The sequence below is a fragment of the Pseudomonas sp. Y5-11 genome, from assembly GCF_022368695.1.
GTDB lineage: Bacteria > Pseudomonadota > Gammaproteobacteria > Pseudomonadales > Pseudomonadaceae > Aquipseudomonas > Aquipseudomonas parakoreensis.
The window spans coordinates 6,087,133-6,112,950 of the sequence record NZ_CP058974.1 but is presented as its reverse complement, the minus strand read 5'-3'; the positions used below and the strand labels follow the sequence as shown (position 1 = coordinate 6,112,950).

Annotated in this window: 22 protein-coding genes and 2 tRNA genes; 8 read left to right on the top strand and 16 right to left on the bottom strand. The window is 60.9% G+C overall.

Going from position 1 to position 25,818, the window contains the following annotated elements:
* Positions 1-28: 28 nt before the first annotated feature.
* Entirely contained in the window at positions 29-1,861 is a 1,833-nt protein-coding gene (ggt, locus tag HXW87_RS27495; RefSeq protein ID WP_239778123.1) for a gamma-glutamyltransferase, read from the bottom strand.
* A gap of 264 nt (positions 1,862-2,125) precedes the next feature.
* On the opposite strand from ggt, the gene HXW87_RS27490 reads away from it, so the two are divergent.
* Complete coding sequence (locus tag HXW87_RS27490) at positions 2,126-3,226, top strand: DUF2817 domain-containing protein (protein WP_121187172.1); 1,101 nt, start codon at positions 2,126-2,128, stop codon at positions 3,224-3,226.
* 96 nt (positions 3,227-3,322) lie between these two features.
* Here HXW87_RS27490 and HXW87_RS27485 read toward each other — a convergent pair.
* From HXW87_RS27485 to HXW87_RS27460, 6 genes are all read right to left on the bottom strand, one after another.
* Positions 3,323-3,399 (bottom strand) — tRNA-Met (locus tag HXW87_RS27485).
* Positions 3,400-3,485: 86 nt separating this feature from the next.
* The gene (locus HXW87_RS27480) at positions 3,486-4,940 is read right to left on the bottom strand and encodes an amidase (RefSeq protein WP_095669286.1); all 1,455 of its coding nucleotides are present in this window, start codon (positions 4,938-4,940) and stop codon (positions 3,486-3,488) included.
* A gap of 61 nt (positions 4,941-5,001) precedes the next feature.
* Positions 5,002-6,048: an extracellular solute-binding protein gene (locus tag HXW87_RS27475; RefSeq protein ID WP_239778121.1), complete on the bottom strand. Its 1,047-nt coding sequence runs from the start codon at positions 6,046-6,048 to the stop codon at positions 5,002-5,004.
* 27 nt (positions 6,049-6,075) lie between these two features.
* Positions 6,076-6,882, bottom strand: a complete 807-nt coding sequence (locus HXW87_RS27470) for an ABC transporter permease (RefSeq protein WP_047296524.1) — start codon at positions 6,880-6,882, stop codon at positions 6,076-6,078.
* Positions 6,882-7,802, bottom strand: a complete 921-nt coding sequence (locus HXW87_RS27465) for an ABC transporter permease (protein WP_182402469.1) — start codon at positions 7,800-7,802, stop codon at positions 6,882-6,884. Before HXW87_RS27465 ends, HXW87_RS27470 begins: the two co-directional genes overlap by 1 nt.
* A 15-nt stretch (positions 7,803-7,817) precedes the next feature.
* Entirely contained in the window at positions 7,818-8,936 is a 1,119-nt protein-coding gene (locus HXW87_RS27460; RefSeq protein WP_239778119.1) for an ABC transporter ATP-binding protein, read from the bottom strand.
* Between the two features lie 227 nt (positions 8,937-9,163).
* Here HXW87_RS27460 and HXW87_RS27455 point away from each other — a divergent pair, with 227 nt between their 5' ends.
* Positions 9,164-10,066 (top strand): LysR substrate-binding domain-containing protein, encoded by a 903-nt coding sequence (locus HXW87_RS27455; protein ID WP_047296518.1) that lies wholly within the window; start codon positions 9,164-9,166, stop codon positions 10,064-10,066.
* Here the strand turns inward: HXW87_RS27455 and HXW87_RS27450 are convergent.
* Entirely contained in the window at positions 10,059-12,116 is a 2,058-nt protein-coding gene (locus HXW87_RS27450; protein ID WP_239778118.1) for a methyl-accepting chemotaxis protein, read from the bottom strand. The genes HXW87_RS27455 and HXW87_RS27450 overlap by 8 nt on opposite strands.
* Positions 12,117-12,558: 442 nt before the next feature.
* Between HXW87_RS27450 and HXW87_RS27445 the strand changes: the two genes are divergently transcribed.
* Positions 12,559-13,776 (top strand): MFS transporter, encoded by a 1,218-nt coding sequence (locus tag HXW87_RS27445; protein ID WP_047296514.1) that lies wholly within the window; start codon positions 12,559-12,561, stop codon positions 13,774-13,776.
* A 183-nt stretch (positions 13,777-13,959) separates the two neighbouring features.
* On the opposite strand, the gene ychF is transcribed toward HXW87_RS27445, so the two are convergent.
* From ychF to HXW87_RS27405, 8 genes are all read right to left on the bottom strand, one after another.
* Positions 13,960-15,060, bottom strand: a complete 1,101-nt coding sequence (gene ychF, locus HXW87_RS27440) for a redox-regulated ATPase YchF (RefSeq protein WP_041072487.1) — start codon at positions 15,058-15,060, stop codon at positions 13,960-13,962.
* A gap of 22 nt (positions 15,061-15,082) precedes the next feature.
* Positions 15,083-15,667 carry an aminoacyl-tRNA hydrolase gene (gene pth / locus HXW87_RS27435; RefSeq protein WP_003228164.1) on the bottom strand — a complete coding sequence of 195 codons (585 nt, stop codon included), beginning with the start codon at positions 15,665-15,667 and terminating at the stop codon, positions 15,083-15,085.
* Positions 15,668-15,836: 169 nt separating this feature from the next.
* Positions 15,837-16,439 (bottom strand): 50S ribosomal protein L25/general stress protein Ctc, encoded by a 603-nt coding sequence (locus HXW87_RS27430; protein ID WP_007967646.1) that lies wholly within the window; start codon positions 16,437-16,439, stop codon positions 15,837-15,839.
* A gap of 141 nt (positions 16,440-16,580) precedes the next feature.
* Positions 16,581-17,522, bottom strand: a complete 942-nt coding sequence (locus HXW87_RS27425) for a ribose-phosphate pyrophosphokinase (protein ID WP_003171603.1) — start codon at positions 17,520-17,522, stop codon at positions 16,581-16,583.
* A gap of 45 nt (positions 17,523-17,567) precedes the next feature.
* A tRNA-Gln gene (locus HXW87_RS27420) sits at positions 17,568-17,642 on the bottom strand.
* A gap of 37 nt (positions 17,643-17,679) precedes the next feature.
* Positions 17,680-18,531: a 4-(cytidine 5'-diphospho)-2-C-methyl-D-erythritol kinase gene (gene ispE / locus HXW87_RS27415; RefSeq protein ID WP_047296513.1), complete on the bottom strand. Its 852-nt coding sequence runs from the start codon at positions 18,529-18,531 to the stop codon at positions 17,680-17,682.
* Between the two features lie 3 nt (positions 18,532-18,534).
* On the bottom strand, positions 18,535-19,152 hold the full coding sequence (gene lolB / locus HXW87_RS27410) for a lipoprotein insertase outer membrane protein LolB (protein ID WP_095668328.1): 618 nt from the start codon (positions 19,150-19,152) through the stop codon (positions 18,535-18,537).
* A 3-nt stretch (positions 19,153-19,155) separates the two neighbouring features.
* A complete protein-coding gene (locus HXW87_RS27405) occupies positions 19,156-20,880 on the bottom strand; it encodes a tetratricopeptide repeat protein (RefSeq protein ID WP_047296508.1) in 1,725 nt (574 codons plus the stop codon).
* A 182-nt stretch (positions 20,881-21,062) separates the two neighbouring features.
* Here HXW87_RS27405 and hemA point away from each other — a divergent pair, with 182 nt between their 5' ends.
* The 5 genes from hemA to murI are packed head-to-tail and all read left to right on the top strand — an operon-like array spanning position 21,063 to position 25,792.
* On the top strand, positions 21,063-22,349 hold the full coding sequence (gene hemA, locus HXW87_RS27400; RefSeq protein WP_041072472.1) for a glutamyl-tRNA reductase: 1,287 nt from the start codon (positions 21,063-21,065) through the stop codon (positions 22,347-22,349).
* Positions 22,346-23,428 (top strand): peptide chain release factor 1, encoded by a 1,083-nt coding sequence (prfA, locus tag HXW87_RS27395; RefSeq protein ID WP_027612234.1) that lies wholly within the window; start codon positions 22,346-22,348, stop codon positions 23,426-23,428. Before hemA ends, prfA begins: the two co-directional genes overlap by 4 nt.
* Positions 23,429-24,259: a peptide chain release factor N(5)-glutamine methyltransferase gene (prmC, locus tag HXW87_RS27390; RefSeq protein WP_239778116.1), complete on the top strand. Its 831-nt coding sequence runs from the start codon at positions 23,429-23,431 to the stop codon at positions 24,257-24,259.
* Positions 24,253-25,008 (top strand): molybdopterin-synthase adenylyltransferase MoeB, encoded by a 756-nt coding sequence (locus HXW87_RS27385; RefSeq protein ID WP_086791597.1) that lies wholly within the window; start codon positions 24,253-24,255, stop codon positions 25,006-25,008. The genes prmC and HXW87_RS27385 overlap by 7 nt, the downstream gene beginning before the upstream one ends.
* On the top strand, positions 25,001-25,792 hold the full coding sequence (murI, locus tag HXW87_RS27380) for a glutamate racemase (protein WP_239778115.1): 792 nt from the start codon (positions 25,001-25,003) through the stop codon (positions 25,790-25,792). The genes HXW87_RS27385 and murI overlap by 8 nt, the downstream gene beginning before the upstream one ends.
* Positions 25,793-25,818: the final 26 nt, after the last annotated feature.

Genomic DNA, 25,818 nt, shown 5'->3' with positions numbered 1-25,818 from the left:
GTAAGCCTTTTGTTTTCCGTGCGTAGCCTCAATCTCCCAACGCTTCCCCTTCACGCCGCGGATCCGCACCACCCGCCAACGACGCTTTACCCTGCGCATCCTTGACCCGCACGATGGCCTGGGTGCCGCTGGTCATGTCGATTTCATTGACTGTGTGGCCCTTGTCTTTCAACGCCTGAATCAACGCAGGGCTGAACTGGCCTTGTTCCAGTTCGGTCGGGCCATTGCGGCTGCCGAAGTTGGGCAGGCTGATCGCGCTTTGCGGGTCGAGGTTCCAGTCGAGCAGGCCGACGGTGGTCTTGGCCACGTATTCGATGATCTGCGAGCCGCCCGGCGAGCCGACGCTGGCGAAGAACTCGCCGCTGTCGCGATCAAAGATCAATGTTGGCGCCATCGACGAGCGCGGGCGTTTGCCGGGTTCGACGCGGTTGGCGACTTTCTGCCCGTTCTCTTCGGGGATGAACGAGAAATCGGTCATCTGGTTGTTCAGCAAAAAGCCCTGCACCATCAGGTGCGAGCCGAACGCCGCTTCGATGGTGGTGGTCATCGATACCGCGCCACCGAGGTCATCCACCGCCACCACTTGCGAGGTGGAGATACGCAACGGTGAGCGATCCGGCGCGTAGGCCACCTGTACGCCCGGCGGCGTGCCGGGTTTGGCGCTGCTCATGCTCCGTTCGCCGATCAGGCTGGCGCGGCTGGCCAGATAACCCGGATCCACCAGACCCTTGACCGGCACCGGGACGAAGTCGGTGTCGGCCACGTATTGCGCGCGGTCGGCATAGGCCAGGCGCTCGGCTTCGGCGATCAGGTGCACGGCTTGTGGATCGGGTTCGATACCGGCCGGTTTGTTGGTTTTCACGGGTTTGAGCGGCGTCAGCGACAGGCGTGGATCGCGGCTTTCCAGCGCTTGCAGGGTACCGAGAATCTGCGCCACGGCGATCCCGCCCGACGACGGCGGCGGCATGCCGCAGACCTGCCAGCGTTTATAGTCGGTGCACAGCGGAGCGCGCTCTTTGGCCTTGTAGCCTTGCAAATCATTCAGCGACAAGCTGCCGGGGTTGGCGTGGCCCTGCACCTTGGCGACGATCTCTTCGGCGATCGAGCCTTTGTACAGCGCGTCCGGACCTTCGTGGGCGATGCGCGTGAGCACGGCGGCCAGTGCCGGATTCTGCAGGCGCGTGCCGACGGCTTTGACGCTGCCGTCGCGGTTGAGGAAGTAGGCGGCCATGTCCGGCGATTTACCGATCACCGGGTCGGACGCCAAGAGCGAATGCAGGCGCGGCGAAATCGCGAAGCCCTGCTCGGCGAGTTTGATCGCAGGCTCAAACAGCGTGGCCCACGGCAGCCGACCGTGTTGCTTGTGCGCCATCTCCAGTGCACGCAACACGCCCGGCGTGCCCACCGAGCGCCCGCCGATCTGCGCCTGCGGGAACGGCATCGGTTTGCCGTCGGCCTGCAGGAACAGCTTCTCGGTGGCGCCGGCCGGCGCGGTTTCGCGACCGTCGTAGGTACGCACCTGTTTGCCGTCCCACAACACGATCATCGCGCCGCCACCGATCCCGGAAGATTGCGGCTCGACCAGGGTCAGCACTGCTTGCATGGCAATCGCTGCATCAATCGCCGAACCACCCTTGCGCAGCATCTCGCGCCCGGCCTCGGCGGCCAGCGGGTTTGCGGCTGCGGCCATGTGTTGACTGGCGTGGCGAGTCTGCAGATCGGTGCGGTAACCGGAAGCGGCTTCCGATGCCAGCGGCAAGGTCGAGGAAGGCGGGGCGTTGCACGCGGTGAGGGTCAGGGCGCTGATGATCAGCGTCAGGGCAGGCAGGCGAAAGCGGCTCAGGGGCAGGGCTGGGAACACGTGGGGCTCTCCGTCCGTGGGGTAAAAGGTCTGACGGACTTTATCGACCGGCCGGTCGCGACGCAAACCGCCGGGCATTTTTGCCTTTCTTTTCGGGGCGGATGTTCGCTAGGGTCAATGCCAAATTGATCGAACTGAAACAAAGCCCTTGTGGGAGCGAGCTTGCTCGCGAATGTGGCGTGTCAGGCAATCAAAATGTTGAATGCGCAATCGCCTTCGCGAGCAAGCTCGCTTCCACACATACAAAACCAACAAGAGGCCGACATGCACAGCGAGTTTCCCACCGAGTCCAGTTACCGTGATCAGCGCGAACAGTTCCTGACCGCCGCCCAAACTGCCGGAGCCACGCTCACCTCGTACGCCCATCCGCGTTGCGGCCCCTTCGGCGAACCCTTGAGTACCGACGTCGCTGTGCTCGGTGATCCGCAGGCCAAACGTCGTTTGGTGGCACTCAGCGGCACTCACGGGGTAGAGGGCTATTACGGTTCGGATTGCCAGATCGACTGGCTGCAAGCTTTCGTTCCCGGCTCGCTGCCCAAGGATGTCGCGGTTGTGATGATCCACTTGATCAACCCATGGGGCACCGCGTGGCTGCGCCGGGTCAACGAAGACAACATCGACCTCAACCGCAATCATCTGGATTTCACCGCCCCGTTGCCGGATAACCGCGCCTACGCCACGCTGCACGAGATATACGCCTGCACCGATTTGCACGGACCGCAGCGCGCGCAGGCCGATGCCTTGCTCGACGCACAGATTGCCGAACACGGCTGGCCGGCGGTGATGTCGATTGTCGAGGGCGGTCAGCACAGTCATCCCGATGGCTTGTTCTATGGCGGCCGCGCACCGAGCTGGTCGAATCGCACCTTGCATCAGATTATCGACGCGCATTTGACCGGTGCTGAAACCGTGATGTGCTTCGACCTGCACACCGGTGCTGGCGAGTACGGCCATCCGATGTTGCTGACCATTACCCAAGCGCCTTACCCGGCGCTGGTGCAAGCGCAATCGATCTACGGCCCGTGGCTTTACACCTTGCACACCGGCGCGCAAACGTTGAGCGAAACCGGTGTCGCAGCGACGGCGACCGGCTACACCTCGCAGGCGTTGCTCAACGCATTACCGGGTGTGCAACTGATGCCGTTCGTGATTGAGTGCGGAACGTATCCGGGGCCGGAGGTGCATCGTTATTTGCGCGATGACCAATGGCTGCACCTGCATGGTGATCCGCTGGATGCGACGGGGCGGGCGATCAAGTTGAATCTGCTGGAGCAGTTTTATCCGGCCGATCCGGACTGGCGTGCGATGGTCGGGTTGCGCACTCGGCAGATCTGGGCGAAAGGACTGACAGCACTGGCAAGCTGAAAACCAGATGAGGGGAGAAATCCCCTCATCACAAAATCGGACTTTTCTTGAGGCATAAAAAAACGGCCTACCTTTCGGTAAGCCGTTTTTAGTACTTGGTGGCTACACAGGGACTTGAACCCCGGACCCCAGCATTATGAATGCTATGCTCTAACCAACTGAGCTATGTAGCCAAGTGGCGCGCATTATTCCCCTGAAACGGAAAAGCGTCAAGCGTAAATTTAAAAATTTTTTCTACGCTTTCAACCGTTTATCAAAATCACAGGCCAAGTAGCGGCGAAGGACAACGTTCGAACCAGCGGCTGGCCTGTTCATAGGCGTGCGCCAGTTGCAGAACCGCGAAGTCGGCCTGGTGCCGGCCGATGATCTGCAGCCCCATCGGCAGCCCCTGCGCATTGAAGCCGGCCTGAACGCTCGCCACCGGGCAACCCGACAGCGTGCCGGGGATCACCACCTCCATCCAGCGGTGATACGTGTCCATGCTCACGCCCTCGATAGACGTCGGCCAAGGCTGGGTTTTATCGAACGGGAAGAGCTGTGCACTGGGCAGCAGCAGGTAATCGAAGCGTTCGAACAACCGGGAAATCGCCCGATACCAATCGCTGCGCACCACCGACGCGGCGAACACTTCGCTCGCCGAAAGCTTCAGACCGTTTTCCACTTCCCAACAGGCTTCCGGTTTCAACTGCGCGCGTTTCTGCGGATCGGCGTAGGCCGCGCCCAACGAACCCGCGACCATCCAGTGCCGCAAAGTGCGCCAACTGCTCCACAGTCGCTCAGGCGCGAACCCCGGCTGAACGGATTCAACGTGACAGCCAAGGCTTTCAAAGTCGGCAAAGGTCCTCTCGCACAGCGACAGAACGCCGTTTTCCATCGGCAGATAACCGTTGAAGTCTCCCAGCCAACCCAATCGCGTGCCTTTGAAGTCACGCGCCAGCGGCGCGGCGAATGCCGCTCCCGATTCGCTGATCGACAGCGGCGCCCGCGCATCGCCCCCAGCCTGCACCGACAGCAGCAACGCCGCATCGCGCACGCTGCGGGCCATCGGTCCTTCATAGCCAAGTTGATCGAAAAACAGATCGGCACTGTCATCAAACGGCACGCGGCCCTGAGACGGGCGGAATCCAAAGATATTGTTGAACGCCGCCGGGTTGCGCAGCGAACCCATCATGTCGCTGCCATCGGCCACTGGCACCAGATGCATTGCCAGCGCCGCTGCTGCGCCGCCGCTGCTGCCTCCGGCGGTTTTGCTCGGGTCAAAGGCGCAGCCGGTAGCGCCGAACAGCGTGTTGTAGCTCTGCGAACCGAGGCCGAATTCCGGGGTGTTGGTCTTGCCGATGATGATCGCGCCGGCAGCCTTGATCCGCTCGACCATAATGCCGTCGCGCTCGGGGATAAAGTCCTTGAACAACGGTGAGCCGAGCGTGGTGCGGATGCCTTGGGTCAGCGACAGATCCTTGATCGCGTGGGGCAGGCCGTGCATCCAGCCACGGTATTCGCCACGGGCCAGTTCGGCGTCGCGCGCATCGGCTTGGGCCAGCAGAACATCCGGTGCCTGCAGGCTGATCAGCGCGTTGACCTGCGGGTTGAAGCGTTCGATATGGGCAAGATAAGTCTGCATCACTTCGCGGCAGGACACTTGGCGCAGGCGGATGCGGTCGGCGAGGGCGTGGGCCTGTAAAAGGACCAGTTCGCTGATGTTATTGGAGTTCATGACAACGGCGCCTTTCAGACGGCTGAAGAAACGCCCCGGCGTCATGCCGAGGCGGCAGGAATCAACGCATCAGGTTGGTCCAGAGACGGTCAGCGAGGCGGATCGCGCCTTCGCCGCAAGTCTTGCTGAACACCACGTGAGTGCCCTCGGGAATGTGCAATTCCGGCGCATCCTTGAGCGCCGCATCGAGGAACGGTTCGACGCCTTTGATCGGGCTCTGGTGTTTGAGAAAGTTCTGGGTCATCGCCGCGTTTTCCGGCTGGCTGAGGAAGGCGATGAACGCCTTGGCATTCGCCGGGTTCTTGCTGCCGGTGGGGATGACCATGTTGTCGACCCAGGCCAGTACGCCTTCTTTCGGGTACAGGTATTTCAGGCTCGGTTTCATCTCGCGGGCGCGCATCGATGAGCCGCCCCAGAACATCGACATGTCGATTTCACCCGAGGCGAGGTTTTCGCGGATCGAGCCGGCCTTGGAGCTGTAAGTCTTTACGAACGGCTTCTGCGCCTTGAGCAGCGTCAGCACCTGTTGCATCTGTTTCGGGTCTTCACTGCACAGCGGCACATTCAGATAGAGGCTGGCCATGTCGACCATCTCGCTGGTCGAGTCGAACATGTTGATCCGTCCCTGCAACTCGGCTGGCGGCTCGTATAACACCTTGTAGCTGTCAGTCGGGCCTTTATAGCGCGCGGTGTCGAGGACCACGCTGGTGGTGCCCCAGATGAATGGCACCGAGTACGCGCCCTCCGGGTCCCAACTCGGTTTTTTCAGGTTATCCACAACGCTGGCGTAATACGGCTCCTTGACCGGGTCGAAGCGCTCCAGCAGGTTTTCCTTGAGCAGGATCGGGATGAACTGGTGCGAAGGAATCGCCACGTCGTAACCGGCGCCGCCCTGTTTCAGTTTGGCCAGCAGGGTCTCGTTGGAGTCGTAGGAATCGACGGTGACTTCGATGCCGGTCTGCTTCTGGAACTTGGCGAGAATCTCCGGCGAGAAGTAGCCGCTCCAGCTCACCACGTTGAGTTTTTCCGCGGCCTGAACGCTGCCGGTCATCGCCAGCGGCACAGTCAGGAACAACGCAGTGCCGACGCTTTTTATCCACTTGCTCATGTTATTTCCCCACAGTTCTTGGAAGGTTCAGGCGTTCTTTTTGCCCAGCAGGTAAGAGAGGCTCACAAACAGCACCGAGACGCCGAGGATCAGGGTCGACACGGCGTTGACGTCGGGTGTCACGCCCATGCGCAACAGGCCGAAGATGAAGATCGGCAGCGTTGTCGTACCGGCCTGGGCGACCATCATCGAGATCACGAAGTTATCCAGCGAGACGATGAAGGCCAGCATCAGCCCGGAGAAAATTCCCGGCATCAGCAGCGGCAAGGTCACCTTGCGGAAGGTCCGCCACGGGCCGGCATACAGGTCGGCCGAGGCTTGCTCCAGCGACAGGTCCATGTCGTTGAGGCGCGCGCGAATCGGCAGGTAGGCGAACGGAATGCAGAACACCGTATGCGCGATGATCAGGTTGCCGTAACCCAGCGACAGGCCAATGGTCGAGAACAGCGCCAGGGTCGCCACACCGACGACAATTTCCGGCAGCACCAGCGGCAACATGATCGCGCCCATCGACAGTTGCAGCCCTTTGAACTTGGCGCCGCGTGAGGTGCCGAGGGCGGCGAGGGTGGCAATTGCCGTGGCGATCATGCTCGCGCAGACCGCGATCAACAGGCTGTTGCCGGCGGCCTGACGCAAGGCCTGATTGGCGAACGCGGCGCGATACCAGTCGAGGCTGAAGCCGGTCCACACCGTTGCCGACTGGTTGGCGTTGAACGAGAACACCACCAGCACCACGATCGGCGCGTACAGGTACAGATAGAACAGGAAACTGAAGCCGCCGAAACCGGGGAAGTCCTGCACGCCCAGCCCTTTGCGTTTGAATGGCGCGAGCATCACGCACCTCCTTTAGCGATGCGCTGGCGCTCGGCGCGCAGGGCATACACGGTCAAGACCAGCATCACGGCGGCCATCAGCACCAGCGACAGCGCGGCGCCGAAAGGCCAGTTACGTGCATCGCTGAACTGCCGGAAAATCAGGTTGCCGAGCATCATCCGCGTGCCGCCACCGAGCAGTTCCGGGGCGATCATCGCACCCAGGCACGGCACGAACGTGAGGATGGCGCCAGCGAGAATTCCCGGTTTGGCGATCGGCAACACCACTTTGCGCAAGGTGCGCACGCGGCCGGCGTACAGATCCTGAGCGGCTTCGAGCAAGCGGATATCCATCTTTTCCAGCGTGGCGTAGATCGGCAGCACCACGAACGGCGCGTAGGTATAAACCAGCCCCAGTAGCACCGCGCCGTCGGTGTACAACAGCTGCAACGGTTCATGGATGACGCCCATGCCCAGCAGACTGTTGTTGATCACCCCGGTGTTGCGCAGCAGCAGAATCCACGCGTAGGTGCGGATCAGCAGGTTGGCCCAGAACGGCACGGTGATCAGGAAGATCAGCAAGCCACGCCGATGCGCCGGTTGCATCGCCAGCCACACCGCGACCGGGAAGCCGATCAACAGCGTGATGAGTGTGGTCAGCCCGGCAATGCCGACCGAACGCAGGGCGATGATCAGGTAGGAATCGGCGAAGGCCAGGCTGTCGTCCATTTGCCGTTCGAACAGCAACGAGGTGTAGGCATCGGTGCTGAAGACTTTGTTGACCCCGCCGTAGGGGTTGGCTTCCATCAGCGAGTAGCCGATGACGATCAGGATCGGCACCAGCAGAAACAGGCCGATGGCGACCAGCGCCGGGCTGACTCCGAGGAAGCTCTGGAAGGCCTTGCGGCGTTCCAGCGTGTTGGTAATCGGTAAGGTGTGCATGGCAACTCCTCAGGCTCAATCGTGCAGGACGCTGGCGCTTCCCCGGTCGAACAGCAGACCGGCCTGAGAACCGACGGCAAAGCGCAGGCTCTGGTCGACGCAGTTGGGCGTGCGCACGGTAAGGCGCGAGCCGTCGCCGAGGCTGACCTGATATTGCAGGTCGGTGCCGAGGTAGATCTGCGCTTCGATCCGACACGGCAGCGCGGCCTCGGTCGCGGCAGGCACCAGATGCAGGCGCTCGGGGCGTACCGACAAGGTCACGCTGGCGCCGATCGCCACGTCGCTGCACGCTTGCGCCGGCAGCGGGTGCACGCCCGGCCCGGCGAACCAGGCCATGCCGTCCTCGATCTTCGTCACCGTGCCCTGGATGAAATTGGTTTCGCCGATGAAGTCGGCGACGAAGCGATTGCGCGGGCGTTCGTAGATATCTTCCGGACGGCCGACCTGCTGCACTTCGCCCTCGGACAACACGGCGATGCGGTCGGACATGGTCAGCGCTTCTTCCTGGTCGTGGGTGACGAAGATGAAGGTGATGCCGGTCTTGGCCTGAATGGTTTTCAGCTCTTCGCGCATGGCCTGGCGCAGCTTCAGATCGAGCGCGGAAAGGGGTTCGTCGAGCAGCAATACTTTCGGGTGGGGTGCCAGGGCGCGGGCGAGGGCGACGCGTTGTTGCTGGCCACCGGACAACTGCGCCGGCTTGCGATTGGCGAAGCGTTCCATTTGCACCAGCGCGAGCATCTCCCGCACGCGCTCGGTGATTTGCGCCTTGTTCAGCACCTTGCCCATCGGCTGCGATTCGAGGCCGAAGGCCAGGTTCTCGGCGATGGTCATGTGCGGGAACAGCGCGTAATGCTGGAACACCGTGTTGACCGGGCGCTGGAACGGCGGTCGGTCGGCGATGTTTTCGCCGTACAGCAGGATCTCGCCTTCGGTAGGAAACTCGAAGCCGGCGATCATCCGCAGCAGGGTGGTCTTGCCGCAGCCGGAAGGGCCGAGCAGGGTGAAGAATTCGTTGTCGCGGATGTCCAGATCGATGTTTTTCAACGCCACCGGACCGGTGTCCGGATCACCGTAAACCTTGCGCACCGAGCGGATCGACACCGCCAGCGTTTGCAGCGAATGCAGGGCATTCATGCGTTACCTCCGATTCCCCCATCGCCTGCGATTGCGCTGTGAATCAGCGAAGTCGTCGGGCCATGGATATTATTTTTCTGGGCAGGATCGAGATTGCGTACGGGGTGAAACCAGCTGTTTTATTGTTCTGCTGTGGCTCGATTATCAGCCAGTGCTTGCGTGAGGCGACACTTCAATTTAAACATGGCAGCTGTTAGTTAATTTAACAGCCAAAGGCGCCAGGAATCATGCCCGACCACCGTTTGCCGCCGCTCAACGCGGTGCGTGCGTTTGATGCCGCCGCACGCTTGGGCAGCTACGTCGAAGCCTCGAAAGCCCTGCACGTGACCCAACCGGCGATTGGTCGGCATGTGAAGTTGCTGGAGGACTGGCTGGGCATTCAGCTGTTCGAGCGCACCTCGCGCGGGGTCAACCTGACGCCGGCGGGTGAGAAGTACCACCGCAAGATCAGCGCCGCGTTGCAGTTGATCATCGAAGCCGGCAAGGAGGCGCGGCCGAAAGATGCCGAGCGCTGGTTGCGGATCATGGTGGTGCCGGGGTTTGCCAAGCGCTGGTTGATGCCAAGGATCGAAACCCTGCGGCATCTGCGACCGGGATTGAAACTGGCGATCGAGCCAAACTCCACCTTCACCGAAGTCGACGGCAAAAGTGCCGATCTGGGCATCGTCTATGGCCTCGACGGGCAGTACGCCGACTCCCGTGCAGCATTGATCTGCCCGCGCGTGTTTCCGATCTGCACCCCGCAATACCTCGCCAGCATCGAGCCTGTGATCGGCCCGGCAGATCTGGTTCGCCATGAACTGATCCACGTCGATGACGGCGAGTGGTGGAACCTGTGGTTCGCCGCCAACGAGCTGGATATTCACCTCAATTCCGACATGCTTTACGTCAACAACGATCACGCGCTGTCGGTGGCCGAGAGCGGGCAGGGCATTGCCTTGGCCAATGAAGTGCTGGTTCGCGAGGAGCTCAAGTCCGGCAAACTGGTGCGCGCGGTGGACGCGCAGGTGAAGCTGGAAAGCTATCGGGTCCTCACGCCGTCCGCCGAGTTCTCGGCGGATGTGGCGTGGTTTATCCAGTGGCTGAAGACCGAGCTGGAAGCGGACTTCCCCGAAGCCGTGATCAGCTGAGCCGGAAGCGTGCGGTGTTGTCGCTCAGAGCCTTGCTGCCCTGACTCAGGGTATCCGCCGCGAGATTCACCGCGCGGGCGCCCTCAAGCAGACGCACCGCGGCTTGATCGACCTGCTGGATATTGCCGCTGACTTCATCGGCGGTGCTTGCCTGTTCCTCCACGGCGGTGGCGATCTGCGCCAGGGTGTCAGTGACACTCTGCACTGCGCTGGCGATTTCGCCGAGACGTTCACCAAGACCGGTCACGGCTTCGGCATCCGATTGCGCCTGGCCGCAGGCGGCTTCCATCAGGCTCACCGCCTCGTTGACCGTGGCGCGCAGGCTGTCGACCGTGCCGGCGATTTGCGCGGTCGATGACTGGGTACGTTGCGACAGGCTGCGCACTTCATCGGCGACCACGGCAAAGCCGCGTCCCTGTTCGCCGGCGCGCGCGGCCTCAATGGCGGCGTTGAGCGCGAGCAGGTTGGTCTGCTCGGCGACGCCACGGATGGTGTCGACCACCAGTTGAATCTGCTGCCCCTGCTCGCTGACGCGACCGAGTGCCGCTGCGGTGTCGTTCAGGCGTTGGTTGAGTTGCTGAATGCTCGCCGTGGTGCGCTGGCTGTCGCGGCTGCTGTCGGCAGCGATGCGTCGGGTCTGTTGGGCGCTGCCGGAGGCCTGTTCGCAACTCTGCGCCACACCTTGCGAAGTGGCGGCCAGTTGCGTCGCAGCGGCGGCGATCTGGCTGATCTGCAACTGCTGCGCTTCGACTTCGCTCAGCGCGCCGCTGGAATGATCGTTGAGGCTGCGCACCGCGTGACTCAGTTGCGAGGTTTCGCGATCGACCCCGAGCATGCTGGCGCGCAGTTGCACCACGGCGACGTTGAGCGCGGTGCTGATCGCCGCCAGCTCGTCGCGGCCCACCACCGGTACTTGCAGGCTCAGGTTGCCGTCACGCAGGGCTTCGGCAAGCAGGGTAATGCCGCTGGCGCTGCGGCGGATCGAGGCTTGCAGGCAGACGAACAGGTACAACGCCGCCAGCAACAGGCAACCGAACACCGCGGCGACCACGATGAATTGGCGAATCGCCGAGCCGTGGTAAGCGTCCAGGCGCTGATCCAGCGACAGCAGTGATTGCTGGCGCAATGAGGCGAGATCGCCCAACAGTGCATCGAGGCTGCGTTCGAAGTCTTCCGGTTTGAGTGTAATGCTGCCGCCAAACACGCCGTCATCCAGCACCTTCAGCCCGGCATCAAGGCGCTTGAGGCTGTCGTGATACTGACCGGCCCAGGTGTGCAAATCGCTCGGCAGACGCGCTTCGAGCAGACCTGCGGTTTTGACAAGCTGTTCGCGGGCATCGCCGATGCGGCCACGCAGATCGCGCAGTTGCAAGCGACTCTGCAAAGTGAATTGTCCCGAGACCACCGAAGCCTGGCCGACGGCGGCGAGGCGGCCTACGCGCTCGATCAGATCCGGTGCGTGCTGCGTGGAGATCTGCGTCAGCAGATAGGTTTCCAGCCATGGCGCCAGGGTCAGGCGGTTGTCCATGACGATTTGCTCGCGCAACGCTTGCAGGGCGCTGAGGGCGTTGGTGAAGCGGTCGTAACCGTCCGGCCACCAGCCGACGCTGCTCAGGCTTTTCGAATCCAGACCGCCGAGCGCAGTTTGCAGGGCTTGATAGCGGGCGAAAGTTTCACCTTCGGCGCCTTCCTTGTTCAGAGCATTGCCCAGATCGCTGGTGGCTTGCTGGAGGGCCGGTTGTACTGCATCGAATGCCGCCATGGCGGCGAGGGTGGCCGGGGTCGGCTGGCGATTGGTTTCGGTGGCGCGCCAACGGGCGGCGCGGTCACGCTGGGCGGCGAGCAGGTTGTCCAGGGCATCGAGGCTGAGCAACTGGCGCACGCCGGCACGCTCACCGGCAATCAGATTGAGTTTGTTGCGATAGTCCTGACCGATCATCAACAGGCTGCCGGCCAACGGCAGAATGAACAGCAGAAACAACAGCTGGAATTTACGCGCGAAGCCAAACCGCCCCAGCAATTTGATCCCCGGTGAAAGGAAAGCCTGCATGCCCCATGACTCCTCTGGACACTACGCACCAATGGCGTGCATCGCGGTCTTGCGACCTCGATGTTGTGCCCTGCTAAAAGGCCTCGAAAGTTCACTCTCGCCCGCTCGGTAGGCCGGCTCTGTAGCGAAACTTCCCATTCTCGACGACCTTTGTAAGGCCGCCGCGTTCGAGGGGAGAAGCAAGGCAAGATTCAGACCATGGCGTTGAGCTATCACCTATCCCATGTAGGAGCTGCCGAAGGCTCGGGCCGCGATCGGACGATCTTTTGATCTTTGTTTTTAAGATCAAGATCAAAAGATCGCAGCCTTCGGCAGCTCCTACAGAGATTGGTCTGTTATTCGGTTGATTAGTTAGCTGGCTAAGGGGATGGCGCTGATGCACCGAAAAATGGCACATTGACGCACCTGCCTGCGTGCACCCATCTGCTGTACGGAAACTTCCATGGCTATCAGCAACGCTCAGACCGCCGCTGCCTCGGCGTCCGTTCCTCCCCAAAGCAGCCCGTTGGTGATGCGTATCATCGGCGCGGTGGCGCTGGCGCATTTGATCAACGACCTGATTCAGTCAGTGCTGCCGTCGATCTACCCGATGCTCAAAGCCAACTATGGCTTGAGCTTCACTCAGGTTGGGCTGATCACGCTGACCTTCCAGTTGACCGCATCGCTGTTGCAGCCGTGGGTCGGTTACCACACGGACCGCCATCCAAAACCGTGGCTGTTGCCGGCGGGCTCGATCTGCACGCTGATCGGCATCGTGATGATGTCGGTGGTCGGCAGTTTCCCGTTGATTCTGCTGGCGGCGGCATTGATCGGTATCGGTTCTTCGACCTTTCACCCCGAAGCCTCGCGAATTGCCCGGCTGGCCTCGGGCGGGCGCTTTGGTCTGGCGCAATCGACCTTCCAGGTCGGCGGTAACGCCGGTTCCGCGTTCGGCCCGTTATTGGCAGCGGCGATCATTATTCCGTTCGGTCAGGGCAACGTGGCGTGGTTCGGTTTGTTCGCGGTGTTTGCGCTGTTCGTGCTGTACCGCATCAGTCGCTGGTACGCCCATCACTTGAACCTGTTCAAGCTCAAGGCTGGCCAGGCGGCGACTCACGGGCTGTCGAAGGGCAGGGTGATCAGTGCGCTGGTGGTGCTCGGCTTGCTGGTGTTTTCCAAGTATTTCTACATGGCCAGCCTTACCAGCTATTTCACCTTCTACCTGATCGAGAAGTTCGACCTGTCGGTGGCCAGTTCGCAGTTGCATCTGTTCCTGTTTCTCGGTGCGGTGGCGGCGGGGACGTTCTTTGGCGGGCCGATTGGCGACAAGATCGGGCGTAAGGCGGTGATCTGGTTTTCGATTCTCGGCGTGGCACCGTTCACCTTGCTGATGCCGCACGTCGATCTGTTCTGGACCTCTGTCCTCAGTGTGGTGATCGGCTTCATCCTCGCCTCGGCGTTCTCGGCGATTGTGGTGTACGCGCAAGAGCTGGTGCCGGGTAATGTCGGGATGATTGCCGGCGTGTTCTTCGGCTTGATGTTCGGTTTTGGCGGGATCGGCGCGGCGTTGCTCGGGCATCTGGCGGATGTGCACGGCATCGAATACGTGTATTTCCTGTGCTCGTTTTTGCCGTTGTTTGGCGTGCTGGCGATCTTCTTGCCACGAACCAAGAAGGCCTGACCCCACACCATTTCCAACTGTGGGAGCGAGCCTGCTCGCGAATGCGGTGTGGTATTCACAGAGGTGTGACTGACACTCCCTTTTCGCGAGCAGGCTCGCTCCCACAGGGGAAATATGTTCAGCAGTAAATTTCAGGCACAAAAAAGCCGCGTATCAAACGCGGCTTTTTCTTGGACGTAACGCTTACACGTTGAAGCGGAAGTGCATCACGTCGCCGTCCTTGACGATGTAGTCCTTGCCTTCCAGGCGCCATTTACCGGCTTCCTTGGCACCGGCTTCGCCCTTGTACTGGATGAAGTCGTTGTAAGCGATGACTTCGGCGCGGATGAAGCCTTTTTCGAAGTCGGTGTGGATCACGCCGGCAGCTTGTGGTGCGGTGGCACCGACGCGGACGGTCCAGGCGCGGACTTCTTCGACGCCGGCGGTGAAGTAAGTCTGCAGGTGCAGCATTTCGTAGCCGGCACGGATCACGCGGTTCAGGCCAGGCTCTTCCAGGCCCAGGGCCTCGAGGAACATGTCTTTCTCTTCGCCGTCTTCGAGCTCGGCGATTTCCGCTTCGATCTTGTTGCACACCGGAACCACCATGGCGCCTTCTTCTTCGGCGATGGCCTTGACCACGTCCAGGTGCGGGTTGTTCTCGAAACCGTCTTCAGCGACGTTGGCGATGTACATGACCGGTTTGGTGGTCAGCAGGTGGAAACCCTTGATGATCGCCTTCTCGTCGGCGCTCATGTTCTTCATCAGGCTGCGCGCAGGCTTGCCTTCGGTGAAGTGAGGGATCAATTGCTCCAGCAGGGCTTTCTGAGCCACTGCGTCCTTGTCACCACCCTTGGCATTGCGCGCGACTTTCTGCAGTTGCTTCTCGCAGCTGTCGAGGTCGGCGAAGATCAGTTCCAGGTCGATGATTTCGATGTCGCGCTTCGGGTTGACGCTGTTGGACACGTGGATCACGTTGTCGTCTTCGAAGCAGCGCACCACGTGAGCGATGGCGTCGGTTTCACGGATGTTGGCCAGGAACTTGTTGCCCAGACCTTCACCTTTCGAGGCGCCGGCTACCAGGCCTGCGATGTCGACGAATTCCATGGTGGTCGGCAGGATGCGCTTCGGATTGACGATGGCCGCCAGAGCGTCCAGACGCGGATCCGGCATCGGCACGATGCCGCTGTTCGGCTCGATGGTGCAGAAGGGGAAGTTCTCGGCCGCGATCCCGGATTTGGTCAGGGCGTTGAACAGGGTGGACTTGCCGACGTTAGGCAGGCCGACGATGCCGCAATTGAATCCCATGGTGTTTCCCCTCGGATTAGAGTCAGGCCTTCTGGCTGTGCAGGTTTTTCATCGCGCGGTTCCATTCACCGGCGAGGATATCCGGCAGCACGCCGAGGGCAAAGTCGATGCTGGCATCGAGTTTTTCCTGTTCGGCGCGTGGCGCACGACCCAGGACGAAATTTGAAACCATACTGGCAACGCCCGGGTGGCCGATGCCAAGCCGCAGGCGGTAGAACGTATTCTGATTGCCCAGTTGCGCGATGATGTCGCGCAACCCGTTGTGACCGCCATGGCCGCCGCCCTGCTTGAGCTTGGCGACGCCCGGAGGCAGGTCGAGTTCGTCGTGCGCCACCAGGATTTCTTCAGGCTTGATGCGGAAGAAACCGGCGAGTGCCGCCACGGCCTGGCCGCTGCGGTTCATGTAGGTGGTGGGAATCAGCAGACGAACATCCTGACCCTGATGCGAGTAGCGCCCGGTCAGGCCGAAATATTTGCGATCGGCCACAAGGTTCACACCTTGCGCGGCGGCGATGCGCTCAACAAAAAGGGCCCCTGCGTTATGCCGGGTCTGTTCGTATTCGGCGCCTGGATTTCCCAGGCCAACGATCAGTTTGATGGCAGTCACGATAGGGGCCCTTCCTTGGAGTGGTGTTTGACATCGCCGCGATCAGTGAAGGCGGCGAAAGTGGACGAAAATTGCTCATTTACCATGAATGTAAACTCCGCGTTCCCGCCCGCTTTCTCGCTACGTTCCAGTCCGCGATGTTTCACTCACTCCGACGAACAGAGTGAAATTACTCTGCTGCGCCTTCTTCGGTAGCTTCTGGAGCAACACGTGGAGCGTGGACGTTGGCTACTGCCTTGTCATCGCCGTGTGCCAGAGCAACGAACTCGACACCTTTAGGAGCTTTGAGGTCCGACAGGTGAACGATGGTGCCGATTTCAGCGTTAGCCAGGTCGACTTCGATGAACTCAGGCAGGTCTTTTGGCAGGCAGGAAACTTCGATCTCGGCAACAACGTGCGAGATTTCGCCGCCTTTCTTCACTGGAGCAGCTTCGTTGATGAAGTGCACAGGAACGATAGCGGTCAGTTTCTGGCCAGCGACAACGCGTACGAAGTCAGCGTGCATCACGTGGCCTTTGGCCGGGTGACGTTGCAGTGCCTTGATCACGACGTTTTGTTTCTTGCCACCAACGTTCAGCTCGATGATGTGGCTGTAAGCCGCTTCGTTTTCGAGCAGTTTGGCAACTTCTTTGGCCAGCATGCTGATGGATTCAGGGGCTTTGTCGCCACCGTAAACAACAGCTGGAACCAGAGCGGCGAGACGACGCAGGCGGCGGCTCGCACCTTTCCCCAGGTCGGAACGCACTTCAGCATTCAGAGTAAAATCGTTCATTTTGTATCTCCAAAATAGCCATGACCGAGCGGCGTTTGCGACCAGCGCCAAACACGGTATGGGCAAAAAAGCCCCGCCCCGACAGGAATGCCGGGGCGGGGCGCTTTTCGTCAACGAGACATTTCGAGAAGGGCAGGGCCCTTAACGGAACATCGCGCTGATCGATTCTTCATTGCTGATGCGGCGAACCGCTTCGGCAACAACCGGTGCGATATCCAGTTGACGGATACGTGCACAGGCTTGTGCTGCAGCGGACAGCGGGATGGTGTTAGTCACCACCAGCTCGTCCAGCACGGAATTTTCGATATTCTCGATGGCCCGACCCGACAGCACAGGGTGTGTGCAGTAGGCAAAGACCTTGGCTGCGCCATGCTCTTTCAAGGCCTTGGCCGCGTGGCACAGAGTGCCGGCGGTATCGACCATGTCATCGACCAGAATGCAGGTACGCCCTTCGACATCACCGATGATATGCATCACTTCAGAGTGATTGGCTTTCTCACGGCGTTTGTCGATGATCCCGAGATCCACGCCCAGGGATTTGGCAACGGCACGTGCACGCACGACGCCACCAATGTCCGGAGACACGATCATCAGGTTTTCGAAGCGCTGATCTTCAATGTCATCCACCAGAACCGGGGAGCCGTAGATGTTATCTACCGGAATATCGAAGAAGCCCTGAATCTGGTCAGCATGCAGATCAACCGTGAGCACACGGTCGATGCCGACTACGGTAAGCATGTCAGCAACGACTTTCGCGCTGATAGCCACACGTGCGGAACGCGGACGGCGATCCTGACGGGCATAACCAAAATAAGGAATAACAGCAGTGATACGAGTAGCCGAGGAGCGGCGGAAGGCATCAGCCATCACGACCAGTTCCATCAGGTTATCGTTGGTCGGGGCGCAAGTCGGCTGAATAATGAAAACGTCTTTACCGCGAACGTTTTCATTGATCTCGGCAGTAATTTCGCCGTCGGAAAACTTGCCGACAGAGATGTCACCGAGAGGGATATGCAGCTGACGTACAACACGCCGAGCCAGATCGGGGTTAGCGTTCCCCGTAAAGACCATCATCTTGGACACGCGCAGTACCTAGAGGCTGAGGGTAACCTGGATGAGTATAGAAAATGGCAGGGGCGGCTGGATTCGAACCAACGCATGGCAGGATCAAAACCTGCTGCCTTACCGCTTGGCGACGCCCCTGTATCTGTTGCTTCAAGTGCCTGGCACTTGATTCCTTTTAGAGCAGACTTTGCAGCTTGCGATGCAACATCGAAACGTTGCTTCCTTTTGCTACAAACCCTGTAAGGGTCTCTGTAAGAAGGGCCGAGACTTTATCAGCTTCAGCTTTGCTTGGGAAGCCCCCAAACACACAACTTCCAGTTCCGGTGAGTTTTGCTTCGGTAAATTTACCTAACAAATCCAATGCGTTACGTACCTCTGGATAACGCCTTGCAACCACCGGCAAGCAGTCATTTCGACTGTTTCCCTCGGGAACGGGGCGCACTTTAATGGGCGGCGTGTTACGTGTCAACAAAGGATCGGAAAAAATTTCTGCCGTACTTACAGAGACTTGCGGCACGAGCACCAGATACCACGGTTCTTCGGGTTCGACCGGGGTCAGTTTTTCGCCCACGCCTTCGGCAAATGCCGCGTGGCCACGGACGAAAACCGGCACGTCAGCGCCGAGCGACAGGCCCAGTGCCGCGAGGCGATCCTCATCCCAGCCCAGTTGCCACAGGTGATTGAGACCGAGCAGGGTAGTGGCCGCGTTCGAGCTGCCGCCACCGATGCCGCCACCCATCGGCAGCACCTTGTCGATCCAGATGTCGATGCCCAGTGGGCAGCCGGACTGTTGCTGAAGCATTTTCGCCGCGCGCACGATCAGGTTGCTGTCGTGGGGCACGCCAGCGAATTCGGTGTGCAGCTGTATCACGCCGTCGTCGCGCACGGCGAAGGTGATTTCGTCGCCGTAATCGACAAACTGAAACAGCGTCTGCAGTTCGTGATAACCGTCTGCACGGCGCCCGAGAATGTGCAGCATCAGATTGAGCTTGGCCGGCGACGGCAGCGTCAGACGTGGAGCGGTCATGGGTTATTGCCCCAATTTACGCGGTTGCCAGGTCTTGATCACCAGCGTCACGTCCAGATCGGTGCCATGCAGTTTGATCCGCTCGGGCAGCCAGTAACCGTTCTGCTCGGCGTAGCTGAGGTACTCGACCTTCCAGCCGTCCTGTTCCAGATTGGCCAGGCGACTGTCGTTATCCAGGGTCAGACGGCTTTTGCTGCTGGGTGCCGGCAAGCCACGGACCCACCAGGCCAGATTCGACACGGGCAACTTCCAGCCCAGTTGCTCTTCGAGCAGCGCTTCCGGTGACTCGGCGTCATAGCGGCCCTGATTGGCGACTTCCAGCGAGACCTTGCCCGGACGCCCGGTCAGACGCGCCGCGCCACGACCCAGCGGGCCGGACAGACGAATGTCGTAATAGTCCTGGCGTTGCAGCCAGAACAGCGTGCCGCTACCGGAATCTTTCGGTGCGCGGATGCCGATCTTGCCGTCGATCTGCCAGCCGTCGAGGCCGGTCAGCTGTTGTTTGTTTGCGGTCCACTGAGCCGGACTGCCGTGGCCCTCGACCGACTCGCGAGCACCGAAGCCCGCGCAACCGGCGAGCAGGGCGATGAAACTGAAAACAATAACGTGGCGCAAAAACATGAGTTAAAGAGTCTCGGATCCGGTCAGGCGCTTGATGGTGCTGCGCAGGATGGTGCTGTCGGGCTGATCCTTGAGGAATTTGCCCCAGACTTGTTTGGCTTCGCGCTGATTGCCCTTGACCCACAGGACTTCGCCCAGGTGCGCGGCGACTTCGTGGTCCGGGAAGCGCTCGAGCGCCTGACGCAGATACTTCTCGGCGTCGTCCAGATTGCCCATGCGGAAATTCACCCAGCCGAGGCTGTCGAGTACCGCCGGGTCTTCCGGATTGATCTGGTGCGCCTGTTCGATCAGGGCTTTGGCTTCGGCATAGCGGGTAGTGCGATCGGACAGGGTGTAGCCCAGCGCATTGAGCGCCATGGCGTTGTCCGGGTCGCGCTTGATGATCAGGCGCAGGTCTTTTTCCATCTGCGCCAGGTCATTGCGCTTTTCCGCGAGCATGGCGCGGGTGTAGAGCAGATTCAGATCGTCCGGGTATTGCAGCAGCGCTTGCTGCAGGACCTTCCAGGCCTTGTCGTCCTGTTTGTTGGCCGACAGGGTTTCGGATTCGATCAAATACAGCTGGATTGCGTAATCCGGCTGGGCATCGCGCTCGGCCGCCAGTTTGCTCTGGGCTTCGGCGGTCTTGCCGTTGTTCATCAGAATGTCCGCCTGACGCAGTTGCGCCGGCAGATAGTCATTGCCCGGGCCGACCTGGGCGTATTCGATCAGCGCGCCCTGTGGATCGTTGCGCTCTTCAGCGATGCGGCCGAGGTTCAGGTGTGCCGAATCGACGTGGCTTTCCCGGGCGATCAGGTCTTCCAGGTAGCCCTTGGCCTCGTCCCAGGCCTTGGCTTCCAGGCAGACCAATGCCAGCGAGTAACGCAGTTCGTCATCTTCCGGGTATTGCTGAACCAGGGTGGAGAACTCGACTTTGGCGTCGTCCATCCGGTCCTGTTCGACCAGGGTGCGCGCATACGTCAGGCGCAGGCGCTTGTCGTCCGGGTATTGCTTGATGCTTTTGCGCAGCAGTGGCAAGGCTTCGTCGCCACGATTCAGGGTTTGCAGCAGACGTGCGCGCAACAGGATCGGAGCAATCTCGCCTTCTTCCGGCGGGTTGTCTTCGAGCAGGGTCAGTGCGGCTTTATTGTCGCCGTCCTGTTGCAGCAACAGGGCCTTGCCGAAAATCAGCTGACTGTTCTTCGGGTGGCGCTGCAGCAGACGGTCGAAACTTTTCATCAAACCGTTGCGGGTTTCCTGATCGGTATCGGCCGCCGACAGTGCGAGGAAGTCGAAATGAGTGTCGCCCTTGCCTTGCAGAACTTTCTCCATGTAGACCATGGAGTCGTCGTAACGCCCGGCGCGGGCCAGCTGCACGGCAGCGGCGCGCTGCGCCTCGAGGTCGTCCGGGGCGTTTTTTGCCCAGATCAGTGCGGTATCCAGCGCAGGCTGGTCGGCACCGAGGTATTCGGCGATGCGGAACGCGCGCTCGGAAACCCCCGGATCCTGGGTGTTGATCGCCTGGGTCACGTAGTTGTCCAGGGCAATGTCGAAACGATTGCGCTGGCCGGCGAGTTCGGCGCTCAGCAGGCTGAAGACGGTTTCCTCGCTGAACGAGCTGTAAACCTTGGGTTTTTCAGGCGCGGGCGTGGTGTCTTCGACCGGCGGGGTACCGTCCGGCGAAACGGGTGCCATGGCCTGGCAGCCGCTGAGGAAGACAAAAGCAAGGAGCAACGCGGAAGATCTATTCATATAGGAGAAGGACGACTAACCTGCGGTCGGATCATCATGACACAAGCCTTCGGTCAAACATAACCGAGTCTCGAATGTGGCCTTTATAGTGGCCGACAATTGGGACAATAGTCAGCGGTAGTTGTTCTGAATCTGACGAAGTAGGACAATTGCCGGCTTCACGTCACCATCAGCGACCTTGAATGGCCTTCCTTGCACTCGGTATTAACCACAAGACTGCTTCAGTAGACGTCCGCGAGCGCGTGGCCTTTACCCCTGAGCAGCTGGTTGAGGCCTTGCAGCAGCTCTGCCGACTCACCGACAGCCGCGAAGCTGCGATCCTCTCCACCTGCAATCGCAGTGAGCTTTATATAGAACAGGATCAGATTTCCGCTGATCTGGTTCTGCGCTGGCTGGCGGATTATCACCATTTAAGCCTCGATGAGCTGCGCGCGAGCGCTTATGTGCACGAAGATGATGCGGCAGTTCGTCACATGATGCGCGTCGCCTCCGGGCTCGACTCGCTGGTGCTGGGCGAACCGCAGATCCTCGGCCAGATGAAATCGGCCTACGCCGTGGCGCGTGAGGCGGGCACCATCGGCCCGCTGCTGGGGCGACTTTTTCAAGCGACGTTCAACGCCGCCAAGCAAGTGCGTACCGACACCGCCATCGGTGAAAACCCGGTGTCCGTGGCGTTTGCCGCCGTCAGCCTGGCCAAACAGATTTTCAGTGATTTGCAGCGCAGCCAGGCCCTGTTGATCGGCGCCGGCGAGACCATCACGCTGGTCGCCCGCCATTTGCACGAGCTGGGGGTCAAGCGCATCGTGGTGGCCAACCGTACGCTGGAACGCGCCAGCCTGCTGGCCGAGCAGTTCGGCGCGCATGCGGTGCTGCTCTCGGACATTCCGGCAGAACTGGTGCGCAGCGATATCGTGATCAGTTCGACCGCCAGCCAGTTGCCGATCCTCGGTAAAGGCGCCGTCGAAAGCGCGCTGAAGCAGCGCAAGCACAAGCCGATCTTCATGGTCGACATCGCCGTACCCCGCGACATCGAGCCGGAAGTCGGCGAACTCGACGACGTTTACCTGTACAGCGTCGACGATCTGCACGAAGTGGTCGCCGAGAACCTCAAGAGTCGGCAGGGTGCAGCCCAGGCGGCGGAAGAGATGGTTTCGGTCGGCGCCGACGATTTCATGGTGCGTCTGCGCGAACTGGCGGCGGTCGATGTGCTCAAGGCTTATCGGCAACAGAGCGAACGCCTGCGTGACGAGGAGCTGCAAAAGGCCCTGCGTCTGCTGGCCAACGGCGGCAACGCCGAAGAGGTGCTCGGGCAACTGGCCCGTGGCCTGACCAATAAACTGCTGCATGCGCCCAGCGTGCAGTTGAAAAAGCTTTCTGCCGAAGGCCGCCTCGATGCGCTGGCCATGGCCCAGGAACTCTTCGCCCTCGAGGGCTCACCGGATAGTTTTTCGGATAAAAAACCGCAATGAAAGCGTCACTGCTCAACAAGCTGGACACCCTCCAGGACCGTTTCGAGGAACTGACCGCGCTGCTCGGCGACGGCGAAGTCATTGCCGACCAGGCCAAATTCCGCGCTTATTCCAAGGAATACGCCGAACTCGAGCCGGTGGTACAAGGCTATAAAAAGCTGCTCGGCGTACAAAGTGATCTTGAAGGCGCCCAGGCGCTGCTCAAGGACAGCGACCCGGACATGCGTGAAATGGCCGTGGAGGAAGTCCGCGAAGCCAAGGAATTGCTGATCAGACTGGAAGATGATCTGCAGCGCATGTTGCTGCCCAAGGATCCCAATGACGGGCGTAACGTCTTTCTCGAAATTCGCGCCGGTACCGGTGGCGACGAAGCGGCGATCTTCTCCGGCGATCTGTTTCGCATGTACTCGCGTTACGCCGAACGGCGTGGCTGGCGCGTGGAGATCCTTTCGGAAAACGAAGGCGAGCACGGTGGCTATAAAGAAGTCATCGCCCGCATTGAAGGCGACAACGTTTACGGCAAGCTGAAATTCGAGTCCGGCGCGCACCGCGTACAGCGTGTACCCGCCACCGAATCCCAGGGCCGTATCCACACCTCGGCCTGCACCGTGGCGGTGTTGCCCGAGCCGGACGAGCGGGAAGCCATCGAGATCAACCCGGCGGATCTGCGTGTCGACACTTACCGCTCCTCCGGGGCCGGTGGTCAGCACGTCAACACCACCGATTCGGCGATCCGCATCACGCACATACCGACCGGCACCGTCGTCGAGTGCCAGGAAGAACGTTCCCAGCACAAGAACCGCGCGCGGGCGATGGCCTGGCTGTCCGCCAAGCTCAACGACCAGCAGACCGCCGCAGCGGCCAATGCGATTGCCAGCGAGCGTAAATTGCTGGTCGGTTCTGGCGACCGTTCCGAGCGTATTCGTACTTACAACTTTGCTCAGGGCCGGGTCACCGACCATCGCGTCAACCTGACCCTGTACTCCCTGGATGAAATTCTCGCCGGTGGCGTTGAAGCGGTGATCGAGCCTCTGCTGGCCGAATACCAGGCCGACCAGCTTGCAGCGATAGGTGAATAAATGACCATCATTGCCAGTCTGTTGCGTGCCGCCGAACTGCCGGATTCGCCGACGGCGCGTCTGGATGCCGAATTGCTCCTGGCGGCGGCACTGGGCAAGCCGCGCAGCTTCCTCCACACCTGGCCTGAGCGCATCGTGCCCAGCGAAGCGGCGCTGCTCTTCGCCGAGTATCTGCAGCGACGTCGCGGCGGTGAGCCGGTGGCCTATATTCTCGGTCAGCAGGGGTTCTGGAAACTCGATCTGGAAGTTGCACCGCACACGCTGATTCCACGTCCGGACACCGAATTGCTGGTCGAAGCCGCGCTGGAGTTGCTGGCGGCGACGCCGGCGAAAGTGCTCGATCTGGGCACCGGCAGCGGCGCGATTGCCTTGGCCCTGGCCAGCGAACGCCCGGCGTGGCAAGTCACGGCGGTGGATCGCGTGCTGGAAGCCGTGGCCCTGGCCGAACGCAACCGCCAGCGCTTGAGCCTGAACAACGCCACGGTGCTGAGCAGCCACTGGTTCAGCTCCCTCGAAGGCCAGCGCTTCCATCTGATCATCAGTAACCCGCCCTACATCGCCGCTGCCGACCCGCATCTGGTCGAGGGCGACGTGCGCTTCGAACCGGCCAGTGCGCTGGTGGCCGGTGTCGACGGGCTCGACGATCTGCGCCTGATCGTCGCCCAGGCGCCGGATCATCTGGAAGCCGGCGGCTGGCTGATGCTCGAACACGGCTATGATCAAGCCGAGGCCGTGCGTGATCTGTTGCTGACCCGCGGTTTTGAACAAGTCCACAGCCGCACCGATCTGGGCGGCCATCAACGGATCAGCCTGGGGCGCCTGCCGTGCTGAATGATCAGGAATTGCTGCGCTACAGCCGGCAGATTCTGCTGCAACACATCGACATCGATGGGCAACTGAAGCTCAAAGACAGCCGCGTGCTGATCGTCGGCCTCGGCGGCCTCGGTGCGCCGGTCGCGCTGTATCTGGCGGCGGCCGGTGTCGGTGAGTTGCATCTGGCGGATTTCGACACGGTCGACCTGACCAATCTGCAGCGCCAGATCATTCATGACACCGACAGTGTCGGCATGAGCAAGGTCGACTCGGCGCTCAAGCGCCTCGGCGCGATCAACCCCGAGATTCAACTGGTGCCGCACCGTCAGGCGCTGGACGAGGACTCCCTTGCCGCTGCCGTGTCGGCGGTGGATCTGGTGCTCGACTGTTCCGACAATTTCTCCACCCGCGAAGCGGTCAACGCCGCATGCGTGGCCGCGCGCAAGCCACTGGTCAGCGGCGCGGCGATTCGTCTGGAAGGGCAGTTGGCGGTGTTCGACCCGCGTCGCCCGGAAAGTCCGTGTTATCACTGCCTGTACGGGCATGGCAGCGAAGCCGAACTGACGTGCAGCGAGGCCGGTGTGGTCGGGCCACTGGTGGGCCTGGTCGGCAGTCTTCAGGCGCTCGAAGCCTTGAAAGTGCTGGTCGGTTTCGGCGAACCACTGGTAGGCCGCTTGCTGCTGATCGATGCCTTGGGTTCGCGCTTTCGTGAGCTGCGGGTCAAGCGCGATCCGGGCTGCAGCGTCTGCGGATCGCACGATGCGTGAGGCACCGATCGCGGTGTTCGATTCCGGTGTCGGCGGCTTGTCGGTACTGGCCGAAGTCCAGCGGTTGCTGCCCCATGAGTCACTGCTGTACTTCGCCGATTGCGGGCACATTCCCTACGGCGAGAAATCCCCTGAGTTCATCCGCCAGCGCTGCAAGGTGATGGCCGGTTTTTTCCGCGAGCAGGGCGCCAAGGCCCTGGTGATTGCCTGCAACACCGCGACGGTGGCCGCTGTTGCCGATCTGCGCCGGGATTTCCCCGAGTGGCCGATTGTCGGCATGGAGCCTGCGGTCAAACCTGCTGCTGCCGCGACCCGTAGCGGTGTGGTTGGCGTACTTGCCACCACCGGCACGTTGCAGAGCGCCAAGTTCGCCGCGTTGCTTGATCGTTTCGCTACCGACGTTCGCGTCATCACCCAGCCGTGCCCCGGTCTGGTTGAGCTGATTGAAAGCGGTGATCTGCATAGCGCCGAGCTGCGCGCATTGCTCCAGCACTATGTCGAGCCGCTGCTGGCCAATGGTTGCGACACGATCATTCTCGGTTGCACTCACTATCCGTTTCTCAAGCCGATGCTCAAGACGATGATTCCCGACAGCATCAGCCTGATCGACACCGGTGCCGCCGTCGCCCGCCAGTTGCAGCGGCTGCTGGCCGAGCGCGGGTTGCTCGCCCACGGACCGAACCAGCCAGTCAGATTCTGGACCAGCGCGGATCCGGCGTCCTTTCGCAAAATCCTGCCCCTGTTGGGCCAAGCCGCCGGCGACGTCGAAAAATTCACCTTGTAAAAAAAATGTGAAATATCTAAAAAGTC

Coding starts and splice junctions, on each gene's coding strand:
- HXW87_RS27490 (WP_121187172.1), top strand. CDS start 2,126: ATGCACAGCGAGTTTCCCACCGAGTCCAGTTACCGTGATCAGCGCGAA.
- HXW87_RS27480 (WP_095669286.1), bottom strand. CDS start 4,940: ATGAACTCCAATAACATCAGCGAACTGGTCCTTTTACAGGCCCACGCC.
- HXW87_RS27475 (WP_239778121.1), bottom strand. CDS start 6,048: ATGAGCAAGTGGATAAAAAGCGTCGGCACTGCGTTGTTCCTGACTGTG.
- HXW87_RS27470 (WP_047296524.1), bottom strand. CDS start 6,882: ATGCTCGCGCCATTCAAACGCAAAGGGCTGGGCGTGCAGGACTTCCCC.
- HXW87_RS27465 (WP_182402469.1), bottom strand. CDS start 7,802: ATGCACACCTTACCGATTACCAACACGCTGGAACGCCGCAAGGCCTTC.
- HXW87_RS27460 (WP_239778119.1), bottom strand. CDS start 8,936: ATGAATGCCCTGCATTCGCTGCAAACGCTGGCGGTGTCGATCCGCTCG.
- HXW87_RS27455 (WP_047296518.1), top strand. CDS start 9,164: ATGCCCGACCACCGTTTGCCGCCGCTCAACGCGGTGCGTGCGTTTGAT.
- HXW87_RS27450 (WP_239778118.1), bottom strand. CDS start 12,116: ATGCAGGCTTTCCTTTCACCGGGGATCAAATTGCTGGGGCGGTTTGGC.
- HXW87_RS27445 (WP_047296514.1), top strand. CDS start 12,559: ATGGCTATCAGCAACGCTCAGACCGCCGCTGCCTCGGCGTCCGTTCCT.
- ychF (WP_041072487.1), bottom strand. CDS start 15,060: ATGGGATTCAATTGCGGCATCGTCGGCCTGCCTAACGTCGGCAAGTCC.
- HXW87_RS27430 (WP_007967646.1), bottom strand. CDS start 16,439: ATGAACGATTTTACTCTGAATGCTGAAGTGCGTTCCGACCTGGGGAAA.
- ispE (WP_047296513.1), bottom strand. CDS start 18,531: ATGACCGCTCCACGTCTGACGCTGCCGTCGCCGGCCAAGCTCAATCTG.
- lolB (WP_095668328.1), bottom strand. CDS start 19,152: ATGTTTTTGCGCCACGTTATTGTTTTCAGTTTCATCGCCCTGCTCGCC.
- HXW87_RS27405 (WP_047296508.1), bottom strand. CDS start 20,880: ATGAATAGATCTTCCGCGTTGCTCCTTGCTTTTGTCTTCCTCAGCGGC.
- hemA (WP_041072472.1), top strand. CDS start 21,063: ATGGCCTTCCTTGCACTCGGTATTAACCACAAGACTGCTTCAGTAGAC.
- prfA (WP_027612234.1), top strand. CDS start 22,346: ATGAAAGCGTCACTGCTCAACAAGCTGGACACCCTCCAGGACCGTTTC.
- prmC (WP_239778116.1), top strand. CDS start 23,429: ATGACCATCATTGCCAGTCTGTTGCGTGCCGCCGAACTGCCGGATTCG.
- murI (WP_239778115.1), top strand. CDS start 25,001: ATGCGTGAGGCACCGATCGCGGTGTTCGATTCCGGTGTCGGCGGCTTG.